This is a genomic window from Klebsiella ornithinolytica NBRC 105727 = ATCC 31898 (assembly GCF_001598295.1).
Classification (GTDB): domain Bacteria; phylum Pseudomonadota; class Gammaproteobacteria; order Enterobacterales; family Enterobacteriaceae; genus Klebsiella; species Klebsiella ornithinolytica.
Genome location: NZ_BCYR01000005.1, coordinates 230,906 through 255,546 on the forward strand (window position 1 = coordinate 230,906; position 24,641 = coordinate 255,546).

A 24,641-nucleotide genomic window follows, 5' to 3' on the forward strand; every position below is an offset into this window, starting at 1 on the left:
GTCAATTTTATCTTATGTAGCTGGCGCAGCCCTCTAAGGGCTTCCCTTCTGACAGGATTTTCATTGCTGCTGTTTTGCCGTCATAGACAACATTCACGTGTTCATGTGGGGATGATAGCAAATACCTGAGCAGGTATTATCACTACTCTGTTTTCGCTCCACCTTATTGTTGATCATTGCGCCTTCCTGGTCATCAGCCGCAGCTTTTCAGGTGTCACTATTCTGTGTCGGTGTACCCGGTTTAATAAATTCCGGCATCACGGCATACGGCCAGGGTCAGCGAGATATGTTCAGAAACGTTATCGCCCTGGTTTCTGCGGATAGCCAGGTTTGTCACGATGAGTCCAGCATTCTCCCCCCACCAGGCCGGGATATTCAATGGGAGGTGGTCAACAAGATGGATCGCAGGGTCATCAGCGATAGCCAACAAAATATCCATGTTCACGACGCCCTGGGCGATAAGGGAGCAGAGGTTCAGATGTAAGGCTGCAGAGCGGAAATGATGAGGCCTGCAGCAAAACACATGAACACCACCCCACCGGTTTTATTGAGTTTACTGAAGAGATGACCGGAAGACATCTTCATCTTTACGGAGTGTGCGAAAAATCCGTAAAGCGAGTGGATGACGATCACCAAAAGACAGAAAATAGCCGAGAGTATCGAAAACTGGGGGGCAAATGGCTGCTGCGGGTTAATGAACTGCGGGAACAGGGCCATAAAAAAGACGATGGCTTTAGGGTTCAGCAGAGAAACCAGCATCCCCTGGCGGAAGCTTTTACCGGTGGACGGCGCGACATCGCTTCCCGCTGTGGCCGCGTTATTGTTCATCGCCCGGGGTACTGAACGGAATAATTTGCTGCCGAGATAAATCAGGTAAGCGGCCCCGATGATTTTCACTGCCAGCAGGGCCAGCCAGGAGGTGGTAATGATCGCCCCAATGCTGCTGGCCGCGACGATCGATATCACCCCCATTCCGGCGGCGACACCAATGATCCCGGCCATGGCATGGCGCAAGTTATAGTTGAGCGTGTTCGTCAGGGTGAACAAAACGCCCGGGCCGGGGCTGGCGATGGTCAGGCTGGCGATAAGAATATAAAAAGCGATTTGTTGCATGAGGATACATCCTGTCAGCTGCAAGGGCGCCTCTGCACCCCGGTAAGATCAGCGGGAATGATCCCGATATAGTGAGTCGACAAATACGGTGCTATCTGACAGGCACTCACTGGCAGCGTCAATTTCCCGCCGGATCCAGCCCCTTTTTTCAGAAGTATTCGTGATACAACAGAACAGTGAATACACTAAATTTTACTTTATAGTAACATTTTATTCTTGTCACAAAATTTTGCTGATACCTTAAAAATCAATTGATTAAATTTTATATCTTACAAATTTTGCCCTATTTGCTGCTACTTTAATCACATCGATGACGATGAAGTCTATTTCGGAACCAGCGATGATAAATATTCCGAATTTCATTCCCGTATTTTATGTTATTGACTCTTGCAGCCTGCAAAAAAATCACTGCCTTTAACTCCGGCAGAACGCTATTGCAGGAGGATGCTCTGCGTTTTCTCTGCGGCCTGCGCGATCGATGCGATCATGATGCGACAGACACAGCGTTGCGCCGCTTCGTTACGAGAAGCGCTTTCAGGGTGTTCGTAAACATCCGGCATATTTCGTCCTTAAATGCGGTAGAGCTCAACATGATTTCCCGCAGGAGTTGACCATACTCATTCAAGGCCTGACTGAGCATGCCGTCATTGGTTGAGGCTGGAACGCAGGGGAAGGATAATGACCGCTAAACCGGTTGGCTTCGGATACATTGTATTACGGCTGAACTTTATGATAAGGCCGCCGCGAGCTGCCAATGACTTTTTTAATTTAAATCCCGATCGGTAAATAATTTATCTATTTCATAATTAATAATAACGTTGTGTCATTAAGCGCGTTGCCCCGAGAATGATAACTTTGCTTGCGGACGGTGCAGGAGCGCCATGAATAACGGGTCAAATCCGCATTTTTTATGGCATCCATATTGCTTTATTTATTGCTCAGGCAATGGAGAGGCAATACCTATAGCGGACTGAGTGAAGGGATAACGGATGGAAGCTCAAAAAATGCACACCGGAACCTTCGCGTTAAAAGAGACGCCCGCCGGCAACCGCTGCTCTTTGCTCTTCCCTGTCCACGCCATGCGATTTATGCTCAGGAGCTGCCGCTTGATTACGGCGAGTTTTATTGTCTGTCGGTGAACATATCGAGACATCACAGGAAGACGTTGCGGCTTATAAACGCAATGTGCGGGGAAAAGTTCCTCCCGGCATCAGCCTGGAACAGTTAATGCAGCATTTAACGGAGGATGCTTGCGCTTTACTTCCGTTCAGTTCATCCCTCCAGGAGGGCATCATGCGATACATACCAGGCCGCATCCCCGTTATCCTTGCGGTCAGTAATCTGTTTTTTACCTGTGCGGTCTCTGTTGACCTGACAATTGCCACTCTGGTGGGCTATCAGCTGGCCCCGTCGGATGAACTGGCCACCGTGCCATTTGCGCTCATCACTGTTGCCGGCGCGTTCTCGAGTCTGTTTGCTGCCGGCATGATCGGGCGGGGAAACGAGAAACTCGCGTTTATGTTGGGGTCTGGATGCGGTACCGCCGGTGGATTATTGTCTTTTCTCGCTGTGCTGAAGGGCAGTTTTTTACTTTTTTGCACCGGCTGCTTTCTTGTTGGCGTCTATCAGGCTTTCAGCCAGTACTATCGTCTGGTTGCCGCCGATCACTCCCCGCCGGAAGTGAAGGGGCAGTCTATCTCTCTGGTCATGGTTGGCGGTGTTGTAGCGGCAATCCTGGGGCCGCTGTTGACGATTGTTGCGCGGGATGTCCCGGGGCTACCTCGCTTTGCCGGCGTTTATCTCGTGGTGGCCGCGCTGGGTATTCTGTCTGCACTTAATCTGGCCCTGTTCTTCGGTCATGCGAAAAAATATTCCCCTACTCCGGACACCGCTGCGCCTTCAGAACGGTCACCGACCAGTCGGGAATTAATGAAACGCCCGGATTATCGCACCGCCTGGTTTCACCTGGTTGTTGGCTCCCTGGTGATGCTGTTTCTCATGACGGCGGCCCCGCTCTCCGTGACGCACCACCATTCAATGAATGATGGTGCCCTGGTCATTCAGCTGCATCTGCTGGGAATGTATGTCCCTTCGCTGTTTACCGGTCTCCTGATACGAAAGGTGGGGCTCACCGTACTGTTATATAGCGGGATCGCTCTCAACATGTCAGCTATCGTGGTTAACCTGACCGGGGAAACGATGCTGGCATACAGCTTAAGTCTGCTTCTGGTGGGGGTCGGATGGAACTTTATGTTTGTGGGGGGCTCTACGCTGCTCAGTCTCTCTTATCGTGATCATGAGCGAAAAAAAGCGCAGGGTCTGGCCGAAACCAGCCGCTTTATTTTCTCCGCGATCGCCACATCAGGGGCGGGTGTGATGCTGGCATTGCTGGGCTGGAAGCTGCTGGGCCTGATGATGTTACCAGTCTTACTGATATGTCTGGTATCCACCTGGCAGTACGATCAGGCTATCAGGAAAGCACGCCGAACGGCGTCGCGTACTGCTGAAGACGGTTCTTAAATCCGCACACTCCGGCCGGATGTCACATATTGGGCATTCTTGAGTGCCGGCCCGTTTTTTGCGCAAGGAACACGCGGACGCTACGAGCGTAAAATAACACAGGTTTGCCGGATGTGAGGTGACTTATCAGAGAGAGGCCTCATCGTTCATCAGGGGACTTCAGGGTTCGTGCAAAACCGGCCCTGCGCTACGGGTTTTATAACGACAGCGTCTGGTGTCACTCGCCAACAATCTCGACTTTATGCCGGATACAGCCCTGTTACTGCATGCCGCGCATGCTGTTTTCGCCACACAAACGCTTCATCCCATAGCCCTATGGCATATAAACTGGCGACTATGGCCGCTGACAAAAAGGCATTTTCACTATGAATCCCTATGAACAAACATATCGGCAACTGCGGGCTAATGGCGCTACCGCCTGGGCTGGGGACGGTTATCTCAGGGCCAAAAAACAGCAGGAACAGATCTTTCACTGGCTCAACTTACATCACTACCTTCCTCATCCCGGCGCGCCGATACTTGAATTGGGGTGTGGGAACGGAGCCATGGCCGCCCAGTATCTTGCCGAACAGGGATTTGCTGTGTGGGGGATAGATTTATCAGAAACCGCCATCAGATGGGCAGAAGAGCGTTTTCTGCGCGTCGGTCTTTCAGCACACTTTCTTGTCGGTCATGTCGGTGATATCCATCAATGTCAGGATGCCACGTTTGAGCTCATTATTGATGGTAGTTGTTTGCATTGCCTGATTGATGATGCCCGCACCCGCTGCTTTGCGGAGGTGAGAAGATTACTCAAACCCGGAGGACGATTTGTCGTCGGCTCCATGTGTGGAACCCCTCGTTACCCTGAAGACAGAGCGACATATCACGCTGCGAAGCATCATTTACTCAAAAATGGTCAGCCCTGGCGAACGCTGAGACCACTCCCGGCCTTAATCAATGAGCTCAGGGAGGCGCAATTTGATGTACTTGCGACCCGCGTGAACAGCAACCCATGGTGGGATCATGCCACCCTGGTATGTTCAGTGAATCAGTCTGCGGCGGATTGATCATTCTAATCACACCAGCCATCCGCCAGCGACGTCGACCGCCCTGGAACGGCTTTATAAAGCGCAGGGCATAAGCATGAAGGATTTACTGGGACATAAGGCTCAACAGCTAACAGACAGATACTATAATGACCGCTGCAAGGGTCAGTAGTCCTATGTTGCAGAGGGCCAGCCGAGAATGGCTCAGGTCATACGCTCAGTGTTAATTGATGTGTTCAAAGAAGCACAACATTATGTGTGAGGTGACGCCTGGATATAATCCAGCTCTTGCTACTAAACAGCCTCGCCGCCGAATCGCCAGACAGCGTTTAAACCTCGATGAATGGCAAAAGATTTTCGCGATAGCTGACGTCCGCCATCAGTATATGGGCAATGCAATGCTATTGGCGCTCGTTACTGGTCAGCGCCTCGGTGATATTTCGAATATGAAGTACAGCGATATTTGGGATGACCATCTTCATGTCGTTCAGGAGAAGACGGGAAGCAAGCTGGCGATCCCCCTATCCCTAAGACTTAACGCGATTGACTGGAGTTTGAGGGATGTAGTTGCGCGTTGCCGTGATAATGTGGTGAGCTCTTATTTAGTTCATTTCTTCCGTGCGACCTCAATGGCTGAACGTGGTTCACAAGTGAAGTCTAACCCAATAACAACAAATTTTAGTAAAGCGCGGGATAAAGCAGAGATTAATTGGGGGGATGGCACGCCAGCAACTTTCCATAAACAACGGTGTTTAGCCGAGCGGCTGTATGATGTACAAGGAGTAAATACTCAAAGTTTTCTGGGGCATAAATCACCCCAGCAAACAGCTAGATATCATGATGATAGAGGTAAAGATTGGAGCCATATCGAACGAGCAAGTAGTTTATTTAACGAATAACCAGGTTCCGTTGAACCAACCAATCGACAATAGGATCTATACTAGAACTAAATGGGAAGAATGATCCTGATAATATTTTCTTTACCACCCTTTCCTTTTTGGAAGTATTATGAGGAATATGATACACTTGTTTTTTATTAGAGTTTATATATTCTTTTATTCGATGACTCATATAATTTTCTGAGCTCAATGAAACACAAAGGGCCGCATCGAAAGTAATTATAATATATTTAATGTAACTATAAAAAATTACAGAATCCCTTATGGGAATTATGATTTTGCTGTCTATCGTGGGCCGAGATAAATTTATAGGGAATTTTGTCAATTGCCCACGAGCATTATGCATAGATTCAACCTCACTATAACAATCTATTATTTCTTGGTTGACATTCCCTGAACCGTGTATGAATGAATTTCTGAGTTCTTTGAAGTATCGGTACATTATTAGGAAATCGTTAATCCTAACCCACCGATTCATTTTATTAGAAGAAACAATACCGAAAAAATTATTTTTTATAAATCCTGAGGCATTCAAATTGACCTTGTTAACAACCTTCATATATCCGTCACTTCCGTTCGTAGTGGGAAACTGAAGTGATTTTCTTGCTTTCTCATCTCCTGGTAGCACGTAATCACATATTTTTTCGGCCCAAGCTTCATACATAGTGCAAGCCTCAAAGATGAGTGATTTACTAAAACGGTGTACATGTGCATCCCATTCCTGGCTTAAACAAACTGATTCTAGATCAATTCCACCGGGTATTTCCAAACCTGTCAAAAATTTTTCTTTTAAAATTTTATTATTCATCTCGGGGAAACAATGTGTAAAACCTTTAACCTGCCACCACATTTCTCGGAGCCCAGCATAACTTGCCCAAGTGAAGTTCAAAAACTCACCCATTTGCTCATTGATATTTTGTGTTTCAATAAAAAAAGTTTTCCTGCTCATCGTCATCATCACACCCTTTTTTGATAATTAATTTTGATAACCGTCAGAAAACACATAATAAAAAAACGGGAGCTCCGAGGCTCCCGTTATTGTTTAACCCATCAAGTGGATTACATGTTCGCGATGATCGCGTCGCCAAACTCGCTACATTTCAGCAGCTTAGCGCCTTCCATCAGACGTTCAAAGTCATAGGTCACGGTCTTGGCAGCGATTGCGCCTTCGGTGCCTTTAACGATCAGGTCTGCGGCTTCGAACCACTGCATATGGCGCAGCAGTACATTAACAAAAAATATCTACTATATTGAATTCATTGGAAATATAACCCCAAGAAATCTAAAATCGATACCAAACACTATGCTAGCATCCTTTTGTTTTACATATAGTTAATTTTAGTTTTGGGGAATGGCTTTCGCGTATTCGCGTTGAATTTATCCTGACCTTCTCTCCGTTTTAGTAGCATCCCTTGATTCAACTTTCCTTACTCTAACCTTTCCACGATGTAACGTTAATCACAAAAAGTTATACGCCACCATGACGTGCAAGTCTCACGCCTGAGACGCGAACAACGGCTAAAGCCGTGTCAGCCCTGACGGGCTTTTCGCTTTGCTACCAGGCTGGGCTACATGCAGGAAAAATCAATCGAGCTTTTCAGCCCTCATCACTGTGAAGAACAGGACGCTGTAAAAGGGAATTTATTTGAGGAGAACCAAAACCGAAGAACCCCACAGGAACATTTCTATGGGGCGGCATTGACATTATTGAATGGAGTACAAATCAATAGGTGTTACACACAACGCTATTACCCATAGGGTTGCAGGTTGTCGTAGTCATAGTCGGTGCTGCTTGCTGCTGCTGCACTGCTTGTTGCTGCTGCATTTGCTGATTAGCCGCATTCAATCCATTCGTAAGACCTTGCATATCAGCGGCAGCGTAACAAGCCGCCTTATCACCGCTATCACACATCGCCATTACCTGACCAACTGATTTAAAAGCATAACGACTGTTCCACATACTATTGGGGTCATTTGTACAACCGCTGAGTACAACTAAGGAAACTGCAGCTATCATCAATAACTTAATCTTCATTTTTATTAAAACCTAAGGGATCACCTAGACACTGTAAATTAATGTAAATCTAAATAATTTGTAAAGTTGTGATCTTGGTCAATAGAAAATAGATAACAATGCTCCGTAAATACACTGTCAGGATCCCAGAAAGGCAGATGAAATGCAGCAAAGAGGTTTCCTAACCGACCCGAGTTGCACCTGATTACTTGATCCGGTCATTTTCTGAGGTACGTGACAAGTTGAGTCTCAGCGACAAAATGCCACTGGATGAAAGAGCAACCTTCCACAAAATTCGAGCTCTTGCAGCCCATCTCTTCGATCAGCAAGGCATCGTTCCTCAAGGACGAATGGCGCACAGTGATGCAAAGTCGACAAAGATTTACACACAAAACAATATCAATTGGGTTGTTGTGCGACATGGAGAAATTAAGGCTGATTGAATTTATAATAACTTAAACCTGTTGTGAGCATTGTTAAGGCACAGAGCTAAATCAATTATGATAAAGTGCTCCGTGCCACTAACTGAAATCATCAATAGTTTCATCCATATTAAACAAATAAATTCTCATTTGATTCATTGCGAAAGTAGGAATATATGAAACGACCTACTAATACTATAAACCCAGCACTAAACAAGTACTTTATAAAATCAAATATTGATGAGCCAAATATTTCCAATTTAGATTTAAGATATGTTATTTTCCTTATATTTAACATTTTATTATCCACGAACAACAAATCAGCAGTGCCATATATTTTTATCTTTTTGTTTTTATTAACAAGTCCAACGAGATTTCCACTTGAAATAATCACTTCCGATTCAGGTCTAATTTCTTGTTTTTTCCCGTTTATAATTATTTGACTAAGCCCTTCCCCCCTCAAAGAAATCAGCTTACCATTACTAATATCATCATATATTTTATCGATATTTGGATATGTTTTTTTATAGAAAGCGTAATCGGCACTTATTGTTATGACTGGGGATTTCTTAAAGGTAATTATATCATCAGGGATAATAGAAATTAGAATGCCAGTCAAATACTTCCCCTTAACCTCATAGGTATGATTATCAGCAGATAATTGTTGATACTCACATTTCATTTTTTTATTTCCATCTAGCCTTGACATTGGCTCAATTAAATTCTTTATTGTATACTTCTTATCATTCACAATAATATTGTAACTATACTCATTAATATAATCATCTTTTTGAATTGGCATAAAAGTAAAGGCGGAAACTGTTTGAGCATTATTTGTTTTAAATTCAATTTTTGACTCGGTTATACGCGATGCCAACATGTATTCTTTATCATCTTTAGTCAGCGTCAACTGTGAGGCTCCATGTGGCACTACATTTACGGAATCACCTTGAATATAACCTATCATTGGAAAATCTTGTTTCAATACGATAGATTTAGCATTTAGTATGGTTTTGTTTTTATCAATCGGAGGATTTCCAATAAGTTTAGGCGTAGGGATACAACCTGAAATGATAAATATATTCGCTGCACTCAATCCTTTTTTATCATTATAAGCATATTCTCCTTTGCGCATAATATCCATATAGGTTGGAGTGCCAGTTAGTTTGTCATTTAAGAATCCAAATGAATCCTCATTGTTTGTGGTTCCAGCATAAGCAATATTAGCACCTTCAGAAACATCGAGTTCGATCTCAACAGGTTGCCTCGCATATACAAGATAAACAAGTACAGTAAGCGACAAAGTTATAACTATTGATATAATAAAGGGCGCCATACAGGATAAAAATATCGACACTCCCTTCCTCTTATGCAAATAACTAACAATAGAGTTTGTTGCACATAAAATAAATGACAGAATTAATGCCCCGGACAAATTATAAATTAAATTAAGTATAAAATCATTCAAAGTTAATCTTTGATATATATAAGATACAATCATGTCCGTTATAGTTAAAGTAACCCAAATAACAGTCAATAGATAAAGATAACTTTGAAGTCTTCGTTTAATAAATAAAGCCGCCAGTGAGATAATAAAAGCAGGAGCAAAATAAAAAAACGTATCATCTGCAAAATAAAATTGTTTTATATAGTCAATTTTCATAGAGCATTCATAACAATTACCTGGATTAAAGGCAGCAGTAAAATATTGAAAAAACACCCCACCCCTCAAAATAAGGTAAAGAGATAACGTATAAAAAAACAAAAAAACAAATGCTTTTGTTTTATTTTTAAGGATACTCGAAAAAACATCCCTTTGCAGAGGTAGCATCATAACTTATCCATTTTCATCCGATAGCTAGTAATAAAGAATTTATAACTACTTAAGGAATGTAAAGCGTTAATATAAAACTGCATCGGCAATAATACACCTTCGCCGTAAATATGTGAAGGTTTTAGCTTGAATCTTATCTTGTTGGGTAAGACCATCAAGTTATTGAAAGAATCACTTTGGATTTTTGTTCATACCCGACACGATTCTCAGAACAATATCCCGTATCCCGTGGGTAATTGCGACTCGAATGTGGCAAAAGCATAACTTTTTAAAGTGTGGAACTCAATGGGTGCATACGTTTCAACTGTTCTCTATCGTTGGAATATGTTGAAAATGGTAGGTAAAAAATGTCTAGATGGATGGGGAGAGATCCCCCCTAACTCATTGATGTATATAGCGCAGATTTTGCCTAAAAAGCAATGTTTGTTTATACACGCGAATCTCTCGCACCACCAGTAATGACACGGCTTACAGCGTTTTACCAACAGCGTCATGGGGTGTCGGGGGTCGGAGGTTCAAATCCTCTCGTGCCGACCAAAAATCCCTGATAAACCAGCCTCTTACGGCTGGTTTTTTATGCCTGTTTTTTGTACGGGGAGTTAATGGGGTGAAACTGGGGTGAAACTGGGGTGAACCCCCCGTCAATAACTACCTTTCCGGGAGTGTTTTTCTCCCAAAGAAATGCTCAATTTTCAGTCTTCTATACTTTCAGTCTGACTACTGGAGGTAACCATGTGTGGACGCTTTGCTCAATCACAAACGCGAGAAGATTACCTAACCTATCTTTCTGAAGAGGCTGAGCGGAATATCGCCTTTGACCCTGAACCGATCGGGCGATACAACGTCGCGCCAGGTACACGTGTGCTGCTGCTGAGCGAGCGCAATGAAGAACTGCATCTCGATCCGGTCCACTGGGGATACGCGCCCTGGTGGTGGGATAAACCTGCTCTTATAAATGCTCGCGTAGAAACTGCGGCAACAAGCCGAATGTTTAAACCCCTCTGGCAACATGGACGTGCGATTTATTTTGCTGATGGCTGGTTTGAGTGGAAGCGTGAAGGTGACAAGAAACAGCCCTATTTCATCCACAGGAAAGACGGCAAGCCCATCTTCATGGCGGCGATCGGCAGTGTACCTTTCGAGCGCGGAGATGAAGCTGAAGGATTTATGATAGTGACTGCTGCTGCCGACCAAGGGTTGCTCGATATTCACGACCGCCAGCCACTCGTCCTTGTTCCGGAAACTGCACGAGAATGGATGAGAAAAGATATCAGTGGTAAGGAAGCCGCCGAGATTATCGCCGACGGTTCAGTATCTGCAGACCATTTTACCTGGCATCCTGTTTCTTATGCGGTAGGCAATGTGAAGAATCAGAGCCAAGAATTGATACAAGAAATCACCTAAAGAGCGTGTTCACGTCACCCTATACGAACCAGGATTTCCCAAAATAATTTATATCTTGATTTCAATTTTTTGATTACCGTATAGATACTAACTATATTAATTCTTTCCTAATCCGTGCTAAGAAGATACCTATGGAACTAATAACTCGCCTTGTTTATATCGATACATCAGCTTACGAACGAAAGCATTTTCAATTTGGCCTGTACATTCTTGAAAAACTACAGTCTTTTGCATCCGATAGTAAAGTGCATGTCCTTGTTACAGACATAACGCGAAAAGAAATCGAAGCACATATACAAAAAAAAGTTGAAGGGGCTTTAAAGGAACTTGAAAATTTCCAAAAAAAACATGCCCCTATATTGAGAACATCACCAAAAAATATTGGGCAGAGCTTATTCAACACGCCTGATTTAGAAAATATCACAAGTGATGCCCTGGCTAGTTTTTCAGATTTCTTAGGGAGTGTAGGTGTTGAAGAAATAACCACCAACAACGTTAGCCCGTTGTTAGTATTCGAAAAATATTTTACTAACGCCCCGCCATTTGATCAACCTGGTAAAAAGAAAGAATTCCCTGACGCATTCACACTTGAAGCAGTAAACGAGATAGCAGTAAATCGCAACCATAAAGTTTACATCGTCAGCGAAGATAATGATTTAATTTCCGCTTGTAATCAGAACCCAAATTTCATACATCTTAGCAGTATCCAAATCCTTATCGACCTTCTCCTTCGTAATGATGAGGCGTTAGAAGACATGGTAGCTTTCGCTGATGGGGTTTTTAACAAAATACGTCCAACCATCATTGATTCCATCCGACAACACATTGATGAAATGGAGTTTATTGCTGAAAGTAATGAATGCCAAGATGTTGAAATCGATGAAGTCCAATTAAATGACATTAAATTAACAGCGTCAAATCTTACAGATGTTTCTCGGGATTCAGCAACCTACGAGTTATCAGCTGCTGTGACAATTGATGCAGTCTTCCGTTTTCCTGATTATGAACGTTCGCCTTGGGATCCTGAAGATAAAGCTTATGCGTTTGTATTTGAATCAAAATCTCGCCTTATCTTTAATGAATTGGTGAATTTAAATATTGAAATAGGATTTCACGATGGTATAAGAGAGAATGCAGAAATTATTGATATCACTTTAGATGACAATTATATTGTTTTAGACGCAGAGTATGGAGAACTACTTAGTCGTATTGATAATTATTTCGACGAAGACGATGAACATTAGAAAACCCTAACTACTGATTGATTTAAATAAAATAATTATCAACCAAAATTCTGTAACACATAAACTTTGCAGAGTTTTGGTTGCATGCCCCTCAACAAGCTTGTACAAAAATTAATATCCCATGAGGGCATCTCTGTAAATATCAATTGGTAACTCCAATACCGCACCGCACTAGTGTATTTTCATAACGGCCAAACCAAATCAGATGTACTTAATTATATGTATTAAATCTCATCTTACCTTAAGCAAGTCGCAGTACCTTGTAGTGTATCGAGGTGAAAGCATTTCCCGCTTCATCTGCCATCCCGTCTGTATACCTTGACCTGCGAAATATAGAGCCCCTCTCCCGTTCTTCGCATTGAGGTGATCCAGTACTTCCATCAGTTTTTCGCTATTTTGTCGCGGTGCATTCTCGTCAAACAGATTTAGCTGGGCCACGCCCAGGCTGTAGAAGTCGCCAAGCATCACTCCTGATTTTTGATACCGGTAGCCTTCTTTCCAGGCAGCATCCAGACAACGCATCGCTGCTGTTATAATATCCCGACTGTCCTGGGTCGGTGCCAGCAACTTAACCGATGTACTCTTGCCGTAATAAGGCTCATTCAGTGCAAATAGACTGGTTTTGACGAATGCGGAGATAAACCGGCAATACTGATGCTCACTGCGGAGTTTCTCCGCTGCGCGCGTTGAATAACTGCATATCGCCTGCCACATCTCATGGTATTCAGTTATTCGCCCGCCGAAGGACCGACTACAGACGATTTCCTGTTTTACCGGCGCGAACTCCTCCAGACCAAGACAAGGCTCGCCACGCAACTCCCGCAAGGTTCGCTCCAGCACCACATTGAAATGCTTCCGGATAAAACGGATATCGGTATCCGCCAGCTGAAGCACCGTTTTGATACCCATCGCTTCCAGTTTTTTACTGATACGGCGCCCAACACCCCAGACCTCATCAACCGGCAGTGCGGCAATTAATTTACGCTGTTTTTCGAAATTTGACAGGTCCACTACCCCACCGGTCTGCCGTTGCCACTTCTTCGCCACGTGGTTTGCAAGCTTCGCCAGTGTTTTGGTTTGAGCAATCCCGACGCCAACTGTGAGATATGTTCTGCTCAATACCGTCTCGCGAATCTCACGGCCAAACTCAGTGAGATCACGACAGTTACGGACTCCAGTCAGATCGCAAAATGCTTCATCGATGCTGTAAATTTCGCACCGCGGGGATAGTTCTTCGAGCGTTGTCATCACACGGTTCGACATATCTGCATAAAGTTCGTAGTTACTGCTGAAACAGATCACGCCATGCCGGCGGAAAATATCCTTCTGCTTAAAATATGGGACCCCCATCTTCACGAACGGCTTTGCTTCAGCAGAACGTGCTATCACGCAGCCATCATTGTTGCTGCGGACAACCACCGGCCGCCCCTTAAGGTCCAGGCGAAACACGGTCTCACACGAGGCATAAAACGAATTCACATCGCACAACGCAAACATCACACCACCGGACAGTCATCAAAGCCAGGCTTATTGATTATGTGCGTAACCACACCGATCAGCTCCACATCTACCAGCGCATCACCTTTAATCGACTCCCCATCTTCAGTAATAAGCACGCGCCGAGAAAGCGGGCGAACTGCTGGCATCCACAAAACGAAACGAGCCAAACCGCAGTAGCGATGGGTGATGATGAGCGCTCAACAACCGCAATTCCGCGCTGTGTATCGATAAACATCGCGTGCTGGCTTATGCCGCTAGCTGCATAAATTGGTTCAGAATGGAGCATAGTGGCCTCCGATAAATACTGTTTACATATACAGCAGTTTTATCGATCCGCCCGGTCAATATTGGTTACAGCTATCAATTATCGCCACTGCCGTAACATATTGATGTATTGAGTCAGGTAAGTCCTAAAGTGGTTTCTGCTCTGAACTGATTGATGGTTTTGCCAGCAGCGCAGGATAATATTTCCTGGCTATGGTCTGCCACCATAGTGACTTGCTTGCATGCGACTCGCTGTTGGGCATCTTCATCCCACAATAAATCATCTTTACCCATCCACGACGGCAGTGGCTATCTTTGCATGGCCAAACTTTCATATGCGTCTGACTGCGAACCTAATAATTTAGGAGGCCGAGCTTGTGCTAATGATGATGGGACAACATCTGACAGCATTCCAAATTATGCCAATAACCTTGCTGCTTATTTGCATTTCTTAAATATAAAAACATGCTCTACCATATCAAAATTCGATAAATTAGGATTTTTCTTACAAAAACCAGTTGCAAGCTCATTTTTAATTTATCTATTGCAAGTAAACAAAATGTGAAATATCTTAATTACAACACATCATTAACCCAATAGGTCTGGTTAATACTGTCATATAATAAAAACCTATCACCTGTGAACGCAAAATGATCAGTAACATCGTTGTATTAAATTTAAAAAACAATTACATTAATCTTGCTATAATTAGTTTATTAAATGAAATAGCAGCAGATTTTGAAAATATCAACTTTCATTTTCACTATAACTTAAACAAAGTCGATAATGCAGATATTATTTTCACAGAAATGGTGGCAGGAGAGTTTTTCTTATGTCACGAAGCATTAAACAAAAAAATAAACAAAACAACCATCTTTATTTTCCACTCACAAAAAAACAACATTTCAAAAAGCGCTCTTCCGAACTGTATTAATAGTTCAATATTCCTTCACAACCAAGATGATGTTATCAGTATAAAAAACAAGATACTAAAAAACATTAGATTAAGCAAAGATAAAAATATGTCTGAACCCAAGATAGATAAAATACATAAATGCCTAAACTGTAAATTCAAAACAGCAACTTCATTTCAGCTTAAAATATTATATGCTACAAGCATGGGTTTTGATACAACTGACATATCAGAAGAATTAGGCATAAATTATAAAACCATATTTTCTCACAAAAAAAACATAATGAACAAGTTTCATATAACCAACAAACATGAGTTTAATGAATTCGCCAATTTATTAAAAAAGAAAAAATAACTCACTCATACTATCAACCATTACAAATTTATTAGCTCTTCTTATGCACAAAATCAGGGTTAAGTAATATGAAAACAAGCACACTACACACAGCCTGCAAACATAATAACCTTCGATGTAATGAAGGATCCGGATTTTATATCAGGATACCTGTTAACGTTCAGTTGGCAACTGGCGACAACCGCCTTCTACGCAGAGACAGGTCAGGTCAGGTCAGGTCAGGTCAGGTCAGGTCAGGTCAGGTCAGGTCAGGTCAGGTCAGGTCAGGTCAGGTCAGGTCAGGTCAGTCTGACCGCGGTGTGAATCGGTGTAAAAGATTGGCTATAACTTCTTTTGAGAAATGTCTGTAATGCTTTCTCAAAGCGGACAACGGTAAAATATCCAATGGCTACATTCTGCCAATGTAGCCATTGCTCACCTGCGAGCTCTTGCATACGGTTCGCAGGCGAGCTTCCAGGCTACTCAGCGTACAATGGCTTAAACGCGCATGATGTAATTTAGAAAATCGTAACGACAATTGAAGAAAATAGTATTAACAACTATTATCGCTTTGCTTGCAACAACATCAAGGATGCCAGAGTAAAATTATCTTTAATCCTTCCATCCTTTACCAATGAAATAATTTCGTCATAAGTATAAAAGTGACACCCCATAACACCTTCGCTTGATTGCAGTGATAGTTGTGATGGGTCTCTTACTTCACAAACAACTGCTCTTACATTGTCATTAATTAATCCTGAATCAGTAACCAACTCACCTAATATATAACTACTTATCGAAGAAAAATTTAATTCTTCTTTAAGCTCCCTTTCGGCACCATCTATGTGAGATTCACCACTTTCAATAAACCCTCTTGGAAATTCAATGAGATCAGTCCCATCTCTTGAATGTTGGATCAATGCATATCTCCCATTACACTCAGGGATAACAACAGCCCCTCCATGTTTTTGGATTATGCGCAAGTGCCCAGACTCATTAGTTAACACTGTTAAATAATGATTTTCAAGAATGATTTTATTCAAAATTCACAATCCAAGTTTTATGATTTGCTGACTCACGAATTATCATTATAGTATTGTAGAAATAATATACAACATATGCCAGGTAAAACGCACACTCAACTAACACTATGATTTCTTTATTGCTTACTTTGAGTAAAGACATAACCTCTTTAACTAACATCACAACCGGAAATCCGGAAATAAACGTCATCCCCAAAATGACTCGATTTTCAATACCAGAGAACATTTTAGCAAGCGACATTTCATGATATTCTTTTTCTTTCTTAGAGAAAAAAGACTTAACCTCTAAATTAAGAGCATCTAATTCGAAGATGTTTTTCGATATTACCTTATTAAGCACTAACGCCGAGTTAGCATATTGCATATGCCAAGAACGTAAACCAGACAACGTTCTGATTGTCATGCCACTAATCAGACATATAACCACATTAAAAAAAATAGGGGAGTATGGACTTACCAGTAACTTACTAATTGCTGAGTATGACCCAAAATAAAAGGATATAACAACCAGATAAAAAGCTATCGCCTGATCGCGTTTGGTCGACTGTTCTTTCAAATGTTCATTGCACCGCTCATATACAGAAAGCAGAAAATCTTTAGAGACTGACATCACCCCCCCTATTTATAAACATGTTATGTCCAGTTTAGATAATTCTATACCACTGCCGCTTAATGTCACATTAAAAGTTCAGTGTCTTCAACATACTATACATAAGAAAGCTAGTTAACCACCTGCAAACTTCACAAACAGTTCGCAGGTGAGCCTCTTTATTGGGCAGGAAAATATTTATAAATAGTCTTTACCCCTACTCCGATGACATCTGCTATCTGCTGCCGGTTTGCTCCCGTATCCAGCATTCTGCGGCATCGCTCAATGACTTTTGGGGTCATGACCCGTCAGCGGCCGCCGACTCTCCCCTGCTCCCTCGCCGCAACTAAGCCGGCACGGGTACGCTCGACGATCAGCTCTCGTTCCATCTCTGCTAGGGCGCTCATGACGTGAAAGAAGAAGCGGTCGGCTGCCGTACTGGTATCGATGCTATCGGTCAGGCTTCGAAAGTTCACCCCACGCGCCTGCAGCTCTGACACCAACGTGATTAAATCCCGCACGCTGCGCCCCAGCCGATCCAGTTTCCAGACCACCAGCACATCACCCGGGCGGAGTCGCCGCAGCGCGCGCTTTAATCCCGGGCGCCGGGCATTCTTCCCGCTCGCTGTATCTTCGAAAATCAGCTCACATTCTGAGCGAATCAGTGCGTTTTTCTGTAAATCGAGGTTCTGATCCCCGGTGGACACCCGTGCATAACCAATCAGCATAACGTAACCCATTGAAATAGTTGATTGTAAAAAACTCCTGCCTTTCGCACAAACCCTCGTTTAGGCGAAATGACTTTTGGAGCAAAAACATGGCAGCAGATGAACTGAATCCGCCGCTGGGAACAACCACGCCTGAAATTTTCCTGGATAACGTTAAACGGGCCGATCGGCTGGTGAACGGGCCAGAGGCGACGGTCGATGACCGAGGAGGGAAACCGCTGGAAACCTGGCGCCAGATGATGGCGAAAAACGATGAGGTCAGGCAGAACCTTATCCCGCTCAGCAAGCAATACCAGACGCTGGCGGCGGCGCAGGCGGATATCGCGAATATACCGGTGGGGTCGACCACGTATTACCGCAGCCCGGAAGACAGTGCGCTCGCAGTTAAGGTTATCAATAACGCCGGAACGCTACAGCCAACCGGCCGAAAAATGCCCTCCCAGCAGACCGTGGATGCCATTTTCAGGGCAGTTTTCGGCGGTCTTAATGTGTTGTTTGATCCGCTCTGCGAATTGCTTCTTCTTTACCCTTCGCTCGGTGGGAAAACACATATTCCTCTGGGGTCAATCACAGCAGCGGCGAACACAAATTCAAGGATGGGGTTCCCGGCCATTGTGGCGGGGGGGTGGCAGCGAGAACGGCATGGCTTGCTGATTGCGGTTTGAAGGAGGGAGATGTAATCAGTACGCGGGTTACTGCATGGTATGGCAACGTAGGCGGTCGCGTGGCTTATGTTTTCAGGGATGCCTCTGGTACACAGATTGGCACACAGGGATTGCAATATGCCACTGCGACGGGCGTGAACAGTTTTACAAACACGTTGTCTATTCCCGCCGGGGCAGTCAGGTTAGATATCCGGGTGGAAAATACGGCTAATGCTGGACTGGTTGAGCTGTCCGCGGTGTTCGTAATTACTGCAAGCTCCTCCGCTAACCTGGTCGTTCCTGGCCGTCCTCTTTCTCCTTATCCCGTCCCTCTCAGCACGGGAGCGGTTTCGACCGATGCGATACAGAAAAAAGCGGTGACAGTAGAAAAAGCTGCCTTTTTTGTTCCGGGTGTAAATCTGTTCGATAAAGCAGCGGTGACCGCGGGCTATTACGTAAACTCTACAACCGGAAATCTCATTGCTAACGTCTCGTATTCCGCATCTGATTTTATTCCGGTAGTGGCGGGTAATCAGTATACGCAGAGCTATTCCCACCAGACTGCGTACTATGATTCTAATAAAACCTACATTAAGGGCACGGCAGCGCAGGGTATACCAACAACCGCACGAACCCTGACAATTCCGGAAGGCGCTGCTTATATCAGGATGTCAGTTGCTAACTCGGTTATAGATACGATGCAGTTCGAAAAGGGTGGCGAGGCAACGCCCCATCAGCCGTACGCTCTCCAGCTAGACCCGTCGCTGCTCCCGGCGACCCAGATCGACACCGTATCGGATTACGTTGAGCGCGCGTATCAAATCCGTGTTGGTCGCATGAAGCTAAGCCAGCTGGAATCAGGAGCATCAACCATTCTAACCGTCGGTATCTTTGGCGACTCCTGGCCAACACAGCCAAACCGGTTTTCACAGCCATTAGCGAAGGCGTTGAGAGCAAAGTATGGCGCTGGATCGGGGGTTGGATGGACGTCGCTTGGAAGACATGCCACCTCAGAAAGCATAATCAACGCTAACGTGTTTTCTCCTGGCAGTTCGGACGTATTGAAAACGTTGTTCACCTGGACTGGTAACTGGTTATTCAGTTACAGCGGGACTAAAAACCCCACGAACTCCAGCCCTGATACTGCCGTAGTTACGTCCTCTACACCAGGGGATGCGTTGAAGGCCACGGTACCTGGCACTTCAGACGGCGGTTGGTCAACCTGCCGTCTGGGTTACGTGGGTACGGCTGACGGCGTTATTCGGTATAACTGGGACGGTGGTGCGTGGACGACGCTCAACGTACAGGGTAGTGAGTTGCTGTTTACCAATATCAACCCGCCTTCAGTGGTGAACGCGTCGAACGTGCTGAACATCGAAGTTGTATCCGGAACGGTTTCATTGTGTGGACTTAACTGCCTGGCTACCGGCGCAGGCGTTCGTGTCCACAAATTAGGCGCCTCGGGCTCCAGCCTAGCGAGCTGGCTGAGTATGGACTCTGTGGCATTCGCCGCCGCACTAACCGAGTTAGCTCTTGATACCGTCATTATCCTCACCGGAACAAACGATCAGCGTATCACCGGCGGAGCATCAACATTTGAAGCAAACCTGCGGTCGTTTATTGCCCGTATCCGTGCGACGTTGCCTGGTTCTGACATTCTGTTTGTTATGCCATGTGAGAATGAGCGAACGGATAACCCTGTTTCAATGGTGGCAATGGCGAAGCGGGCCAAAAAAGTGGCTGCTGAACTGCGCATTTATCAATCTGCAGAACATTTTTGGAGAAAATCCGGCAGATTATGCTTATGGCTCGATTCACTCCTGGTTTGCCGAGGATGGCATCCACCCGGATCCAGCAACAGGTGGTTATCTAATCAAAGATGCTGTTTTTCGTGCTTTAACAAACAGGTAAAAAAAAGCCCCCGGAGGCACACCGGGGAAAAAATACTAAATGACATTATTGCTGTGTGCGTCTTTGCGCACAGTCCATACTCTAAGAAAACTCCTGGTGTTTCCAGATGTTTCTGGTCTGAACAGTTCAGCCGGGCGTGCATGGGATGTATTGGAAAAATTTCTTAACCCGATATTGTCCTCTTTTCCCTGCCTGAAAATCGGATCATCCATGATGAGGATACCGGGAACAAGGTATAGATACTCAGAAATTATTGGGGTACAAATCCAAAAAAATGACGGATAAATACAACGATAACCGGGGTAAAGACTGGCTCGTTGTAGGTCAAAAAACCGTATGATTTTCAGCCAGTTTCGGGGAGGATTTTGGGGAAAGTTTTTGAACGATCGTAAAAAAGGGAGCCACCAGGCTCCCTTCTGTCTTTAATCAGCGATGGCTGATTACATGTTCGCGATGATCGCGTCGCCAAACTCGCTACATTTCAGCAGTTTAGCGCCTTCCATCAGACGTTCAAAGTCATAGGTCACGGTCTTAGCGGCGATAGCGCCTTCGGTGCCTTTAACAATCAGGTCTGCGGCTTCGAACCACTGCATATGGCGCAGCATCATCTCAGCGGACAGAATGATAGAACCCGGGTTCACCTTATCCTGACCAGCATATTTCGGTGCTGTGCCGTGGGTCGCTTCGAACAGCGCGCATTCGTCACCGATGTTCGCGCCCGGTGCGATACCGATACCGCCAACCTGCGCTGCCAGAGCATCGGAGATGTAGTCGCCGTTCAGGTTCATACAGGCAATGACGTCATACTCCGCCGGACGCAGCAGGATCTGCTGCAGGAAAGCATCGGCGATCACGTCTTTGATAATGATCTCTTTACCGGTATTCGGGTTTTTAACCTTCTGCCACGGGCCGCCGTCAATCAGCTCGCCACCGAACTCTTCGCGGATCAGCTGGTAGCCCCAGTCTTTAAACGCGCCTTCGGTGAACTTCATGATGTTGCCTTTGTGTACCAGGGTCAGCGAATCGCGATCGTTGGTGATAGCGTATTCCATCGCCGCGCGAACCAGGCGCTTGGTGCCTTCTTCAGAGCACGGCTTGATACCGATACCGCAATGTTCCGGGAAGCGAATTTTCTTCACGCCCATCTCATCGCGCAGGAATTTGATCACTTTTTCTGCTTCAGCAGAGTCCGCTTTCCACTCGATGCCCGCATAGATGTCTTCGGAGTTTTCACGGAAGATAACCATGTCGGTCAGCTCAGGGTGTTTAACCGGGCTCGGAGTACCCTGGTAGTAACGAACCGGGCGCAGGCAGACGTAGAGGTCCAGCTCCTGGCGCAGCGCTACGTTCAGAGAACGAATACCGCCGCCAACTGGCGTCGTCAGAGGGCCTTTGATAGCAACACGATAGTCACGAATCAGATCAAGAGTTTCGGCAGGCAGCCAGACGTCCTGGCCATACACCTGGGTCGATTTTTCGCCGGTGTAAATTTCCATCCAGGAAATTTTACGCTCGCCTTTATAGGCTTTCTCAACGGCGGCATCCACCACTTTCAGCATCGCCGGAGTCACGTCAACACCGATACCATCACCCTCGATAAACGGGATGATCGGGTTGTTAGGGACATTCAGTTTGCCATCTTGCAGGGTGATTTTTTGACCTTCCGCCGGAACTACTACTTTGCTTTCCATTAACCTCTCCTTCGAGCGCTTCTGGTTCTGCTCTTCCTTTTCACACTAACCGAGCGTTGGCTTTATCCGCCCACTCCGCCACCGGGTCATCCCGCTAACCGGAGATTCGCGTCCGTGCCGCCTTCTAGTAGCGCGAATCAGTTTGAGCAATATTTTTGTTAAAAAATTGTGATGAGCATGTCAATACTACCTGAATGTTTGCGTCCATGAAAGGCATTCGTAATTAGGCTATAATGCGGCAATTGTCAGGACCTGAAAATACCATGCAGAAAACTTCATTTAGAAAACATCGCGTTGAGCGATTCAGCTCACAACAAGTCGCCAGACAACGCAAAGAACACGCGCCAAAACGCGTGATCTTGTTCAATAAACCCTACGATGTGTTGCCGCAGTTTACGGACGAAGCCGGGCGCAGCACGCTGAAAGATTTTATTTCCGTCTCCGGGGTCTACGCCGCGGGTCGTCTTGACCGCGATAGCGAAGGCTTGCTGGTGCTGACCAACGATGGCGCGCTGCAGGCTACGCTGACTCAACCCGGCAAGCGCACCGGTAAAATTTACTACGTTCAGGTTGAAGGCCTGCCAACAGAAGATGCGCTGGCCTCGCTGCGCGCCGGCATCACGCTCAACGATGGTCCTACCCTGCCCGCAGGTATTGAGCGGGTCGCTGAACCGGACTGGCTGTGGCCGCGCAACCCGCCTATCCGCGAACGCAAATCCATACCCACCAGCTGGCTGAAAATCACCCTTTATGAAGGACGCAACCGCCAGGTGCGACGCATGACCGCTCACGTAGGTTACCCCACGCTGCGGCTTATTCGTTACGCCATGGGCGGCTATACTCTCGACGGACTGGCCAACGGCGAGTGGCGCCAGGTCGGCTAATCACACAAGGAACGGGAAGTATGTTTAAACCGCACGTCACCGTCGCCTGCGTCGTACACGCGAAAGACAAATTTCTGATCGTTGAGGAAACCATCAACGGCAAAGCGCTGTGGAATCAGCCGGCAGGACACCTCGAAGCAGATGAAACGCTGGTGCAGGCCGCCGAACGAGAGCTGTGGGAAGAGACCGGCATTCGCGCCACGCCACAGCATTTTATCCGCATGCATCAGTGGATTGCGCCGGACAATACGCCGTTTTTACGCTTCCTGTTCGCCATCGAACTTAACGATACGTGCGCCACACAGCCGCATGACAGCGATATCGACCGCTGCCTGTGGCTGAGTGCGCAAGAGATTCTGACGGCATCAAATCTGCGCTCTCAGCTGGTTGCCGAAAGCATCCGCAGCTATCAACAGGACCCGCGCTATCCGCTGTCATTAATTGGTGCCTTTAACTGGCCGCTCCTGGGGGGTGCCTGAGCCGCTCGTGCGTGCTAGAATATGCCGCCTTGAAGTTCAATGTGGTGAATATTCCAATGTCAGAAAGCCAAAAAAAAGTGATCGTCGGCATGTCCGGCGGCGTCGACTCCTCTGTTTCTGCCTGGTTGCTGCTTCAGCAAGGTTATAAGGTAGAAGGCCTGTTCATGAAGAACTGGGAGGAAGACGATGGTGAGGAATACTGCACCGCCGCTGCCGACCTCGCCGACGCGCAAGCCGTCTGCGATAAGCTCGGGATTGAGCTTCATACCGTTAACTTTGCCGCAGAGTACTGGGACAACGTGTTTGAACTGTTCCTGGCCGAATACAAAGCCGGGCGCACGCCGAACCCGGACATTCTGTGCAACAAAGAAATCAAATTTAAAGCCTTCCTGGAGTTCGCCGCAGAAGATCTGGGCGCCGACTATATTGCGACCGGTCACTACGTGCGCCGTGCCGATGTCAACGGTAAAAGCCAGCTGCTGCGCGGCCTGGACGGCAACAAAGATCAGAGCTACTTCCTGTACACCCTCAGCCATGAGCAGATTGCCCAGAGCCTGTTCCCGGTTGGCGAGCTGGAAAAGCCGCAGGTGCGCAAGATCGCGGAAGATCTCGACCTGATCACCGCGAAGAAAAAAGACTCTACCGGGATCTGCTTTATCGGTGAACGTAAATTCCGCGAGTTCCTCGGGCGCTACCTTCCTGCTCAGCCGGGCAAAATCGTCACCGTTGACGGCGACGAAATCGGTGAGCATCAGGGTCTGATGTACCATACCCTTGGCCAGCGTAAAGGCCTCGGCATCGGCGGCACCAAAGAAGGCAGCGAAGACCCGTGGTACGTGGTTGATAAAGACGTCGAAAACAATATTCTGGTCGTAGCTCAAGGCCACGACCACCCGCGTCTGATGTCCAGGGGCCTGATTGCCCAACAGCTGCACTGGGTCGATCGCGAACCGGTTACAGGCACTCTGCGCTGCACGGTGAAGACCCGCTATCGCCAGACCGATATCCCGTGCACCGTGAACGCGCTGGATAACGAGCGCATCGAAGTGCTGTTTGACGAACCGGTTGCGGCGGTGACGCCGGGCCAGTCGGCGGTCTTCTATCTTGGCGAAGTGTGCCTCGGCGGCGGCGTGATCGAGCAGCGTCTGCCGCTGCAGTCCTGACAGACAGTTTTTACCGCCGG

Annotated in this window: 19 protein-coding genes and 6 pseudogenes; 15 read left to right on the forward strand and 10 right to left on the reverse strand. The window is 46.0% G+C overall.

Annotation, left to right across the window (positions count from 1 at the left end):
- Positions 1-286: 286 nt before the first annotated feature.
- A complete protein-coding gene (locus ROR01S_RS12670) occupies positions 287-484 on the forward strand; it encodes a hypothetical protein (RefSeq protein ID WP_015584626.1) in 198 nt (65 codons plus the stop codon).
- Here ROR01S_RS12670 and ROR01S_RS12675 read toward each other — a convergent pair.
- The gene (locus tag ROR01S_RS12675; RefSeq protein WP_004860693.1) at positions 475-1,113 is read right to left on the reverse strand and encodes a LysE family translocator; all 639 of its coding nucleotides are present in this window, start codon (positions 1,111-1,113) and stop codon (positions 475-477) included. The genes ROR01S_RS12670 and ROR01S_RS12675 overlap by 10 nt on opposite strands.
- 1,293 nt (positions 1,114-2,406) lie before the next feature.
- Between ROR01S_RS12675 and ROR01S_RS12680 the strand changes: the two genes are divergently transcribed.
- The 3 genes and pseudogenes from ROR01S_RS12680 to ROR01S_RS12690 form a co-directional block, all read left to right on the forward strand.
- The gene (locus ROR01S_RS12680; RefSeq protein ID WP_048024552.1) at positions 2,407-3,633 is read left to right on the forward strand and encodes an MFS transporter; all 1,227 of its coding nucleotides are present in this window, start codon (positions 2,407-2,409) and stop codon (positions 3,631-3,633) included.
- Between the two features lie 365 nt (positions 3,634-3,998).
- Entirely contained in the window at positions 3,999-4,682 is a 684-nt protein-coding gene (locus ROR01S_RS12685; RefSeq protein WP_064359542.1) for a class I SAM-dependent methyltransferase, read from the forward strand.
- Between the two features lie 154 nt (positions 4,683-4,836).
- Positions 4,837-5,560, forward strand: a pseudogene (locus ROR01S_RS12690) (tyrosine-type recombinase/integrase); the annotation flags it as partial.
- Here the strand turns inward: ROR01S_RS12690 and ROR01S_RS12695 are convergent.
- The 3 genes and pseudogenes from ROR01S_RS12695 to ROR01S_RS26145 all read right to left on the reverse strand — a co-directional run bounded on the left by ROR01S_RS12695 (position 5,550) and on the right by ROR01S_RS26145 (position 7,595).
- Positions 5,550-6,518, reverse strand: a complete 969-nt coding sequence (locus tag ROR01S_RS12695; RefSeq protein WP_143520422.1) for a hypothetical protein — start codon at positions 6,516-6,518, stop codon at positions 5,550-5,552. The pseudogene ROR01S_RS12690 and the gene ROR01S_RS12695 overlap by 11 nt on opposite strands.
- Positions 6,519-6,619: 101 nt before the next feature.
- Positions 6,620-6,784: pseudogene (locus tag ROR01S_RS26140) on the reverse strand (NADP-dependent isocitrate dehydrogenase); the annotation flags it as partial.
- 499 nt (positions 6,785-7,283) lie between these two features.
- Positions 7,284-7,595: a hypothetical protein gene (locus ROR01S_RS26145; RefSeq protein ID WP_073972300.1), complete on the reverse strand. Its 312-nt coding sequence runs from the start codon at positions 7,593-7,595 to the stop codon at positions 7,284-7,286.
- 119 nt (positions 7,596-7,714) lie between these two features.
- Here ROR01S_RS26145 and ROR01S_RS27545 point away from each other — a divergent pair.
- Positions 7,715-8,017: pseudogene (locus ROR01S_RS27545) on the forward strand (site-specific integrase); the annotation flags it as partial.
- Between the two features lie 109 nt (positions 8,018-8,126).
- Here the strand turns inward: ROR01S_RS27545 and ROR01S_RS12700 are convergent.
- A complete protein-coding gene (locus ROR01S_RS12700) occupies positions 8,127-9,830 on the reverse strand; it encodes a DUF1761 domain-containing protein (RefSeq protein ID WP_064359544.1) in 1,704 nt (567 codons plus the stop codon).
- A 732-nt stretch (positions 9,831-10,562) separates the two neighbouring features.
- On the opposite strand from ROR01S_RS12700, the gene ROR01S_RS12705 reads away from it, so the two are divergent.
- Both ROR01S_RS12705 and ROR01S_RS27250 read left to right on the forward strand, forming a co-directional pair.
- Entirely contained in the window at positions 10,563-11,234 is a 672-nt protein-coding gene (locus ROR01S_RS12705) for an SOS response-associated peptidase (protein ID WP_064359545.1), read from the forward strand.
- A gap of 131 nt (positions 11,235-11,365) precedes the next feature.
- A complete protein-coding gene (locus ROR01S_RS27250) occupies positions 11,366-12,478 on the forward strand; it encodes a PIN domain-containing protein (RefSeq protein ID WP_162268836.1) in 1,113 nt (370 codons plus the stop codon).
- Positions 12,479-12,709: 231 nt separating this feature from the next.
- Here ROR01S_RS27250 and ROR01S_RS12715 read toward each other — a convergent pair whose 3' ends face one another.
- Positions 12,710-13,975 carry a Y-family DNA polymerase gene (locus ROR01S_RS12715; protein ID WP_064359546.1) on the reverse strand — a complete coding sequence of 422 codons (1,266 nt, stop codon included), beginning with the start codon at positions 13,973-13,975 and terminating at the stop codon, positions 12,710-12,712.
- 586 nt (positions 13,976-14,561) lie between these two features.
- Here ROR01S_RS12715 and ROR01S_RS27080 point away from each other — a divergent pair.
- On the forward strand, positions 14,562-14,807 hold the full coding sequence (locus tag ROR01S_RS27080) for a hypothetical protein (RefSeq protein ID WP_126509804.1): 246 nt from the start codon (positions 14,562-14,564) through the stop codon (positions 14,805-14,807).
- A gap of 85 nt (positions 14,808-14,892) precedes the next feature.
- A complete protein-coding gene (locus tag ROR01S_RS12725) occupies positions 14,893-15,510 on the forward strand; it encodes a helix-turn-helix transcriptional regulator (RefSeq protein WP_064359547.1) in 618 nt (205 codons plus the stop codon).
- Between the two features lie 542 nt (positions 15,511-16,052).
- Here the strand turns inward: ROR01S_RS12725 and ROR01S_RS26160 are convergent.
- From ROR01S_RS26160 to ROR01S_RS12735, 3 genes and pseudogenes are all read right to left on the reverse strand, one after another.
- Positions 16,053-16,532, reverse strand: a complete 480-nt coding sequence (locus tag ROR01S_RS26160) for an NUDIX hydrolase (RefSeq protein ID WP_073972301.1) — start codon at positions 16,530-16,532, stop codon at positions 16,053-16,055.
- The gene (locus ROR01S_RS27085; RefSeq protein WP_088884049.1) at positions 16,525-17,142 is read right to left on the reverse strand and encodes a hypothetical protein; all 618 of its coding nucleotides are present in this window, start codon (positions 17,140-17,142) and stop codon (positions 16,525-16,527) included. Before ROR01S_RS27085 ends, ROR01S_RS26160 begins: the two co-directional genes overlap by 8 nt.
- 158 nt (positions 17,143-17,300) lie before the next feature.
- Positions 17,301-17,849: pseudogene (locus ROR01S_RS12735) on the reverse strand (recombinase family protein).
- An 89-nt stretch (positions 17,850-17,938) separates the two neighbouring features.
- On the opposite strand from ROR01S_RS12735, the pseudogene ROR01S_RS12740 reads away from it, so the two are divergent.
- The 3 genes and pseudogenes from ROR01S_RS12740 to ROR01S_RS26165 all read left to right on the forward strand — a co-directional run.
- Positions 17,939-18,322 (forward strand): annotated as a pseudogene (locus ROR01S_RS12740) (hypothetical protein); the annotation flags it as partial.
- 251 nt (positions 18,323-18,573) lie between these two features.
- Positions 18,574-20,571 (forward strand): GDSL-type esterase/lipase family protein, encoded by a 1,998-nt coding sequence (locus tag ROR01S_RS12745; protein ID WP_155728887.1) that lies wholly within the window; start codon positions 18,574-18,576, stop codon positions 20,569-20,571.
- A gap of 53 nt (positions 20,572-20,624) precedes the next feature.
- Positions 20,625-20,744: pseudogene (locus ROR01S_RS26165) on the forward strand (integrase); the annotation flags it as partial.
- 100 nt (positions 20,745-20,844) lie between these two features.
- Here the strand turns inward: ROR01S_RS26165 and icd are convergent.
- Positions 20,845-22,095, reverse strand: a complete 1,251-nt coding sequence (icd, locus tag ROR01S_RS12750; protein ID WP_004860652.1) for an NADP-dependent isocitrate dehydrogenase — start codon at positions 22,093-22,095, stop codon at positions 20,845-20,847.
- Positions 22,096-22,328: 233 nt separating this feature from the next.
- Between icd and rluE the strand changes: the two genes are divergently transcribed.
- The 3 genes from rluE to mnmA are packed head-to-tail and all read left to right on the forward strand — an operon-like array spanning position 22,329 to position 24,621.
- A complete protein-coding gene (gene rluE, locus ROR01S_RS12755) occupies positions 22,329-22,979 on the forward strand; it encodes a 23S rRNA pseudouridine(2457) synthase RluE (RefSeq protein ID WP_064359550.1) in 651 nt (216 codons plus the stop codon).
- Between the two features lie 20 nt (positions 22,980-22,999).
- Positions 23,000-23,458 carry an NUDIX hydrolase gene (locus tag ROR01S_RS12760; protein WP_004860645.1) on the forward strand — a complete coding sequence of 153 codons (459 nt, stop codon included), beginning with the start codon at positions 23,000-23,002 and terminating at the stop codon, positions 23,456-23,458.
- 56 nt (positions 23,459-23,514) lie between these two features.
- Positions 23,515-24,621: a tRNA 2-thiouridine(34) synthase MnmA gene (gene mnmA, locus ROR01S_RS12765; RefSeq protein WP_015584630.1), complete on the forward strand. Its 1,107-nt coding sequence runs from the start codon at positions 23,515-23,517 to the stop codon at positions 24,619-24,621.
- Positions 24,622-24,641 lie beyond the last annotated feature (20 nt).

Coding starts and splice junctions, on each gene's coding strand:
- ROR01S_RS12670 (WP_015584626.1), top strand. CDS start 287: ATGTTCAGAAACGTTATCGCCCTGGTTTCTGCGGATAGCCAGGTTTGT.
- ROR01S_RS12675 (WP_004860693.1), bottom strand. CDS start 1,113: ATGCAACAAATCGCTTTTTATATTCTTATCGCCAGCCTGACCATCGCC.
- ROR01S_RS12680 (WP_048024552.1), top strand. CDS start 2,407: ATGCGATACATACCAGGCCGCATCCCCGTTATCCTTGCGGTCAGTAAT.
- ROR01S_RS12685 (WP_064359542.1), top strand. CDS start 3,999: ATGAATCCCTATGAACAAACATATCGGCAACTGCGGGCTAATGGCGCT.
- ROR01S_RS12695 (WP_143520422.1), bottom strand. CDS start 6,518: ATGATGACGATGAGCAGGAAAACTTTTTTTATTGAAACACAAAATATC.
- ROR01S_RS26145 (WP_073972300.1), bottom strand. CDS start 7,595: ATGAAGATTAAGTTATTGATGATAGCTGCAGTTTCCTTAGTTGTACTC.
- ROR01S_RS12700 (WP_064359544.1), bottom strand. CDS start 9,830: ATGATGCTACCTCTGCAAAGGGATGTTTTTTCGAGTATCCTTAAAAAT.
- ROR01S_RS12705 (WP_064359545.1), top strand. CDS start 10,563: ATGTGTGGACGCTTTGCTCAATCACAAACGCGAGAAGATTACCTAACC.
- ROR01S_RS27250 (WP_162268836.1), top strand. CDS start 11,366: ATGGAACTAATAACTCGCCTTGTTTATATCGATACATCAGCTTACGAA.
- ROR01S_RS12715 (WP_064359546.1), bottom strand. CDS start 13,975: ATGTTTGCGTTGTGCGATGTGAATTCGTTTTATGCCTCGTGTGAGACC.
- ROR01S_RS27080 (WP_126509804.1), top strand. CDS start 14,562: ATGGCCAAACTTTCATATGCGTCTGACTGCGAACCTAATAATTTAGGA.
- ROR01S_RS12725 (WP_064359547.1), top strand. CDS start 14,893: ATGATCAGTAACATCGTTGTATTAAATTTAAAAAACAATTACATTAAT.
- ROR01S_RS27085 (WP_088884049.1), bottom strand. CDS start 17,142: ATGTCAGTCTCTAAAGATTTTCTGCTTTCTGTATATGAGCGGTGCAAT.
- icd (WP_004860652.1), bottom strand. CDS start 22,095: ATGGAAAGCAAAGTAGTAGTTCCGGCGGAAGGTCAAAAAATCACCCTG.
- rluE (WP_064359550.1), top strand. CDS start 22,329: ATGCGGCAATTGTCAGGACCTGAAAATACCATGCAGAAAACTTCATTT.
- ROR01S_RS12760 (WP_004860645.1), top strand. CDS start 23,000: ATGTTTAAACCGCACGTCACCGTCGCCTGCGTCGTACACGCGAAAGAC.
- mnmA (WP_015584630.1), top strand. CDS start 23,515: ATGTCAGAAAGCCAAAAAAAAGTGATCGTCGGCATGTCCGGCGGCGTC.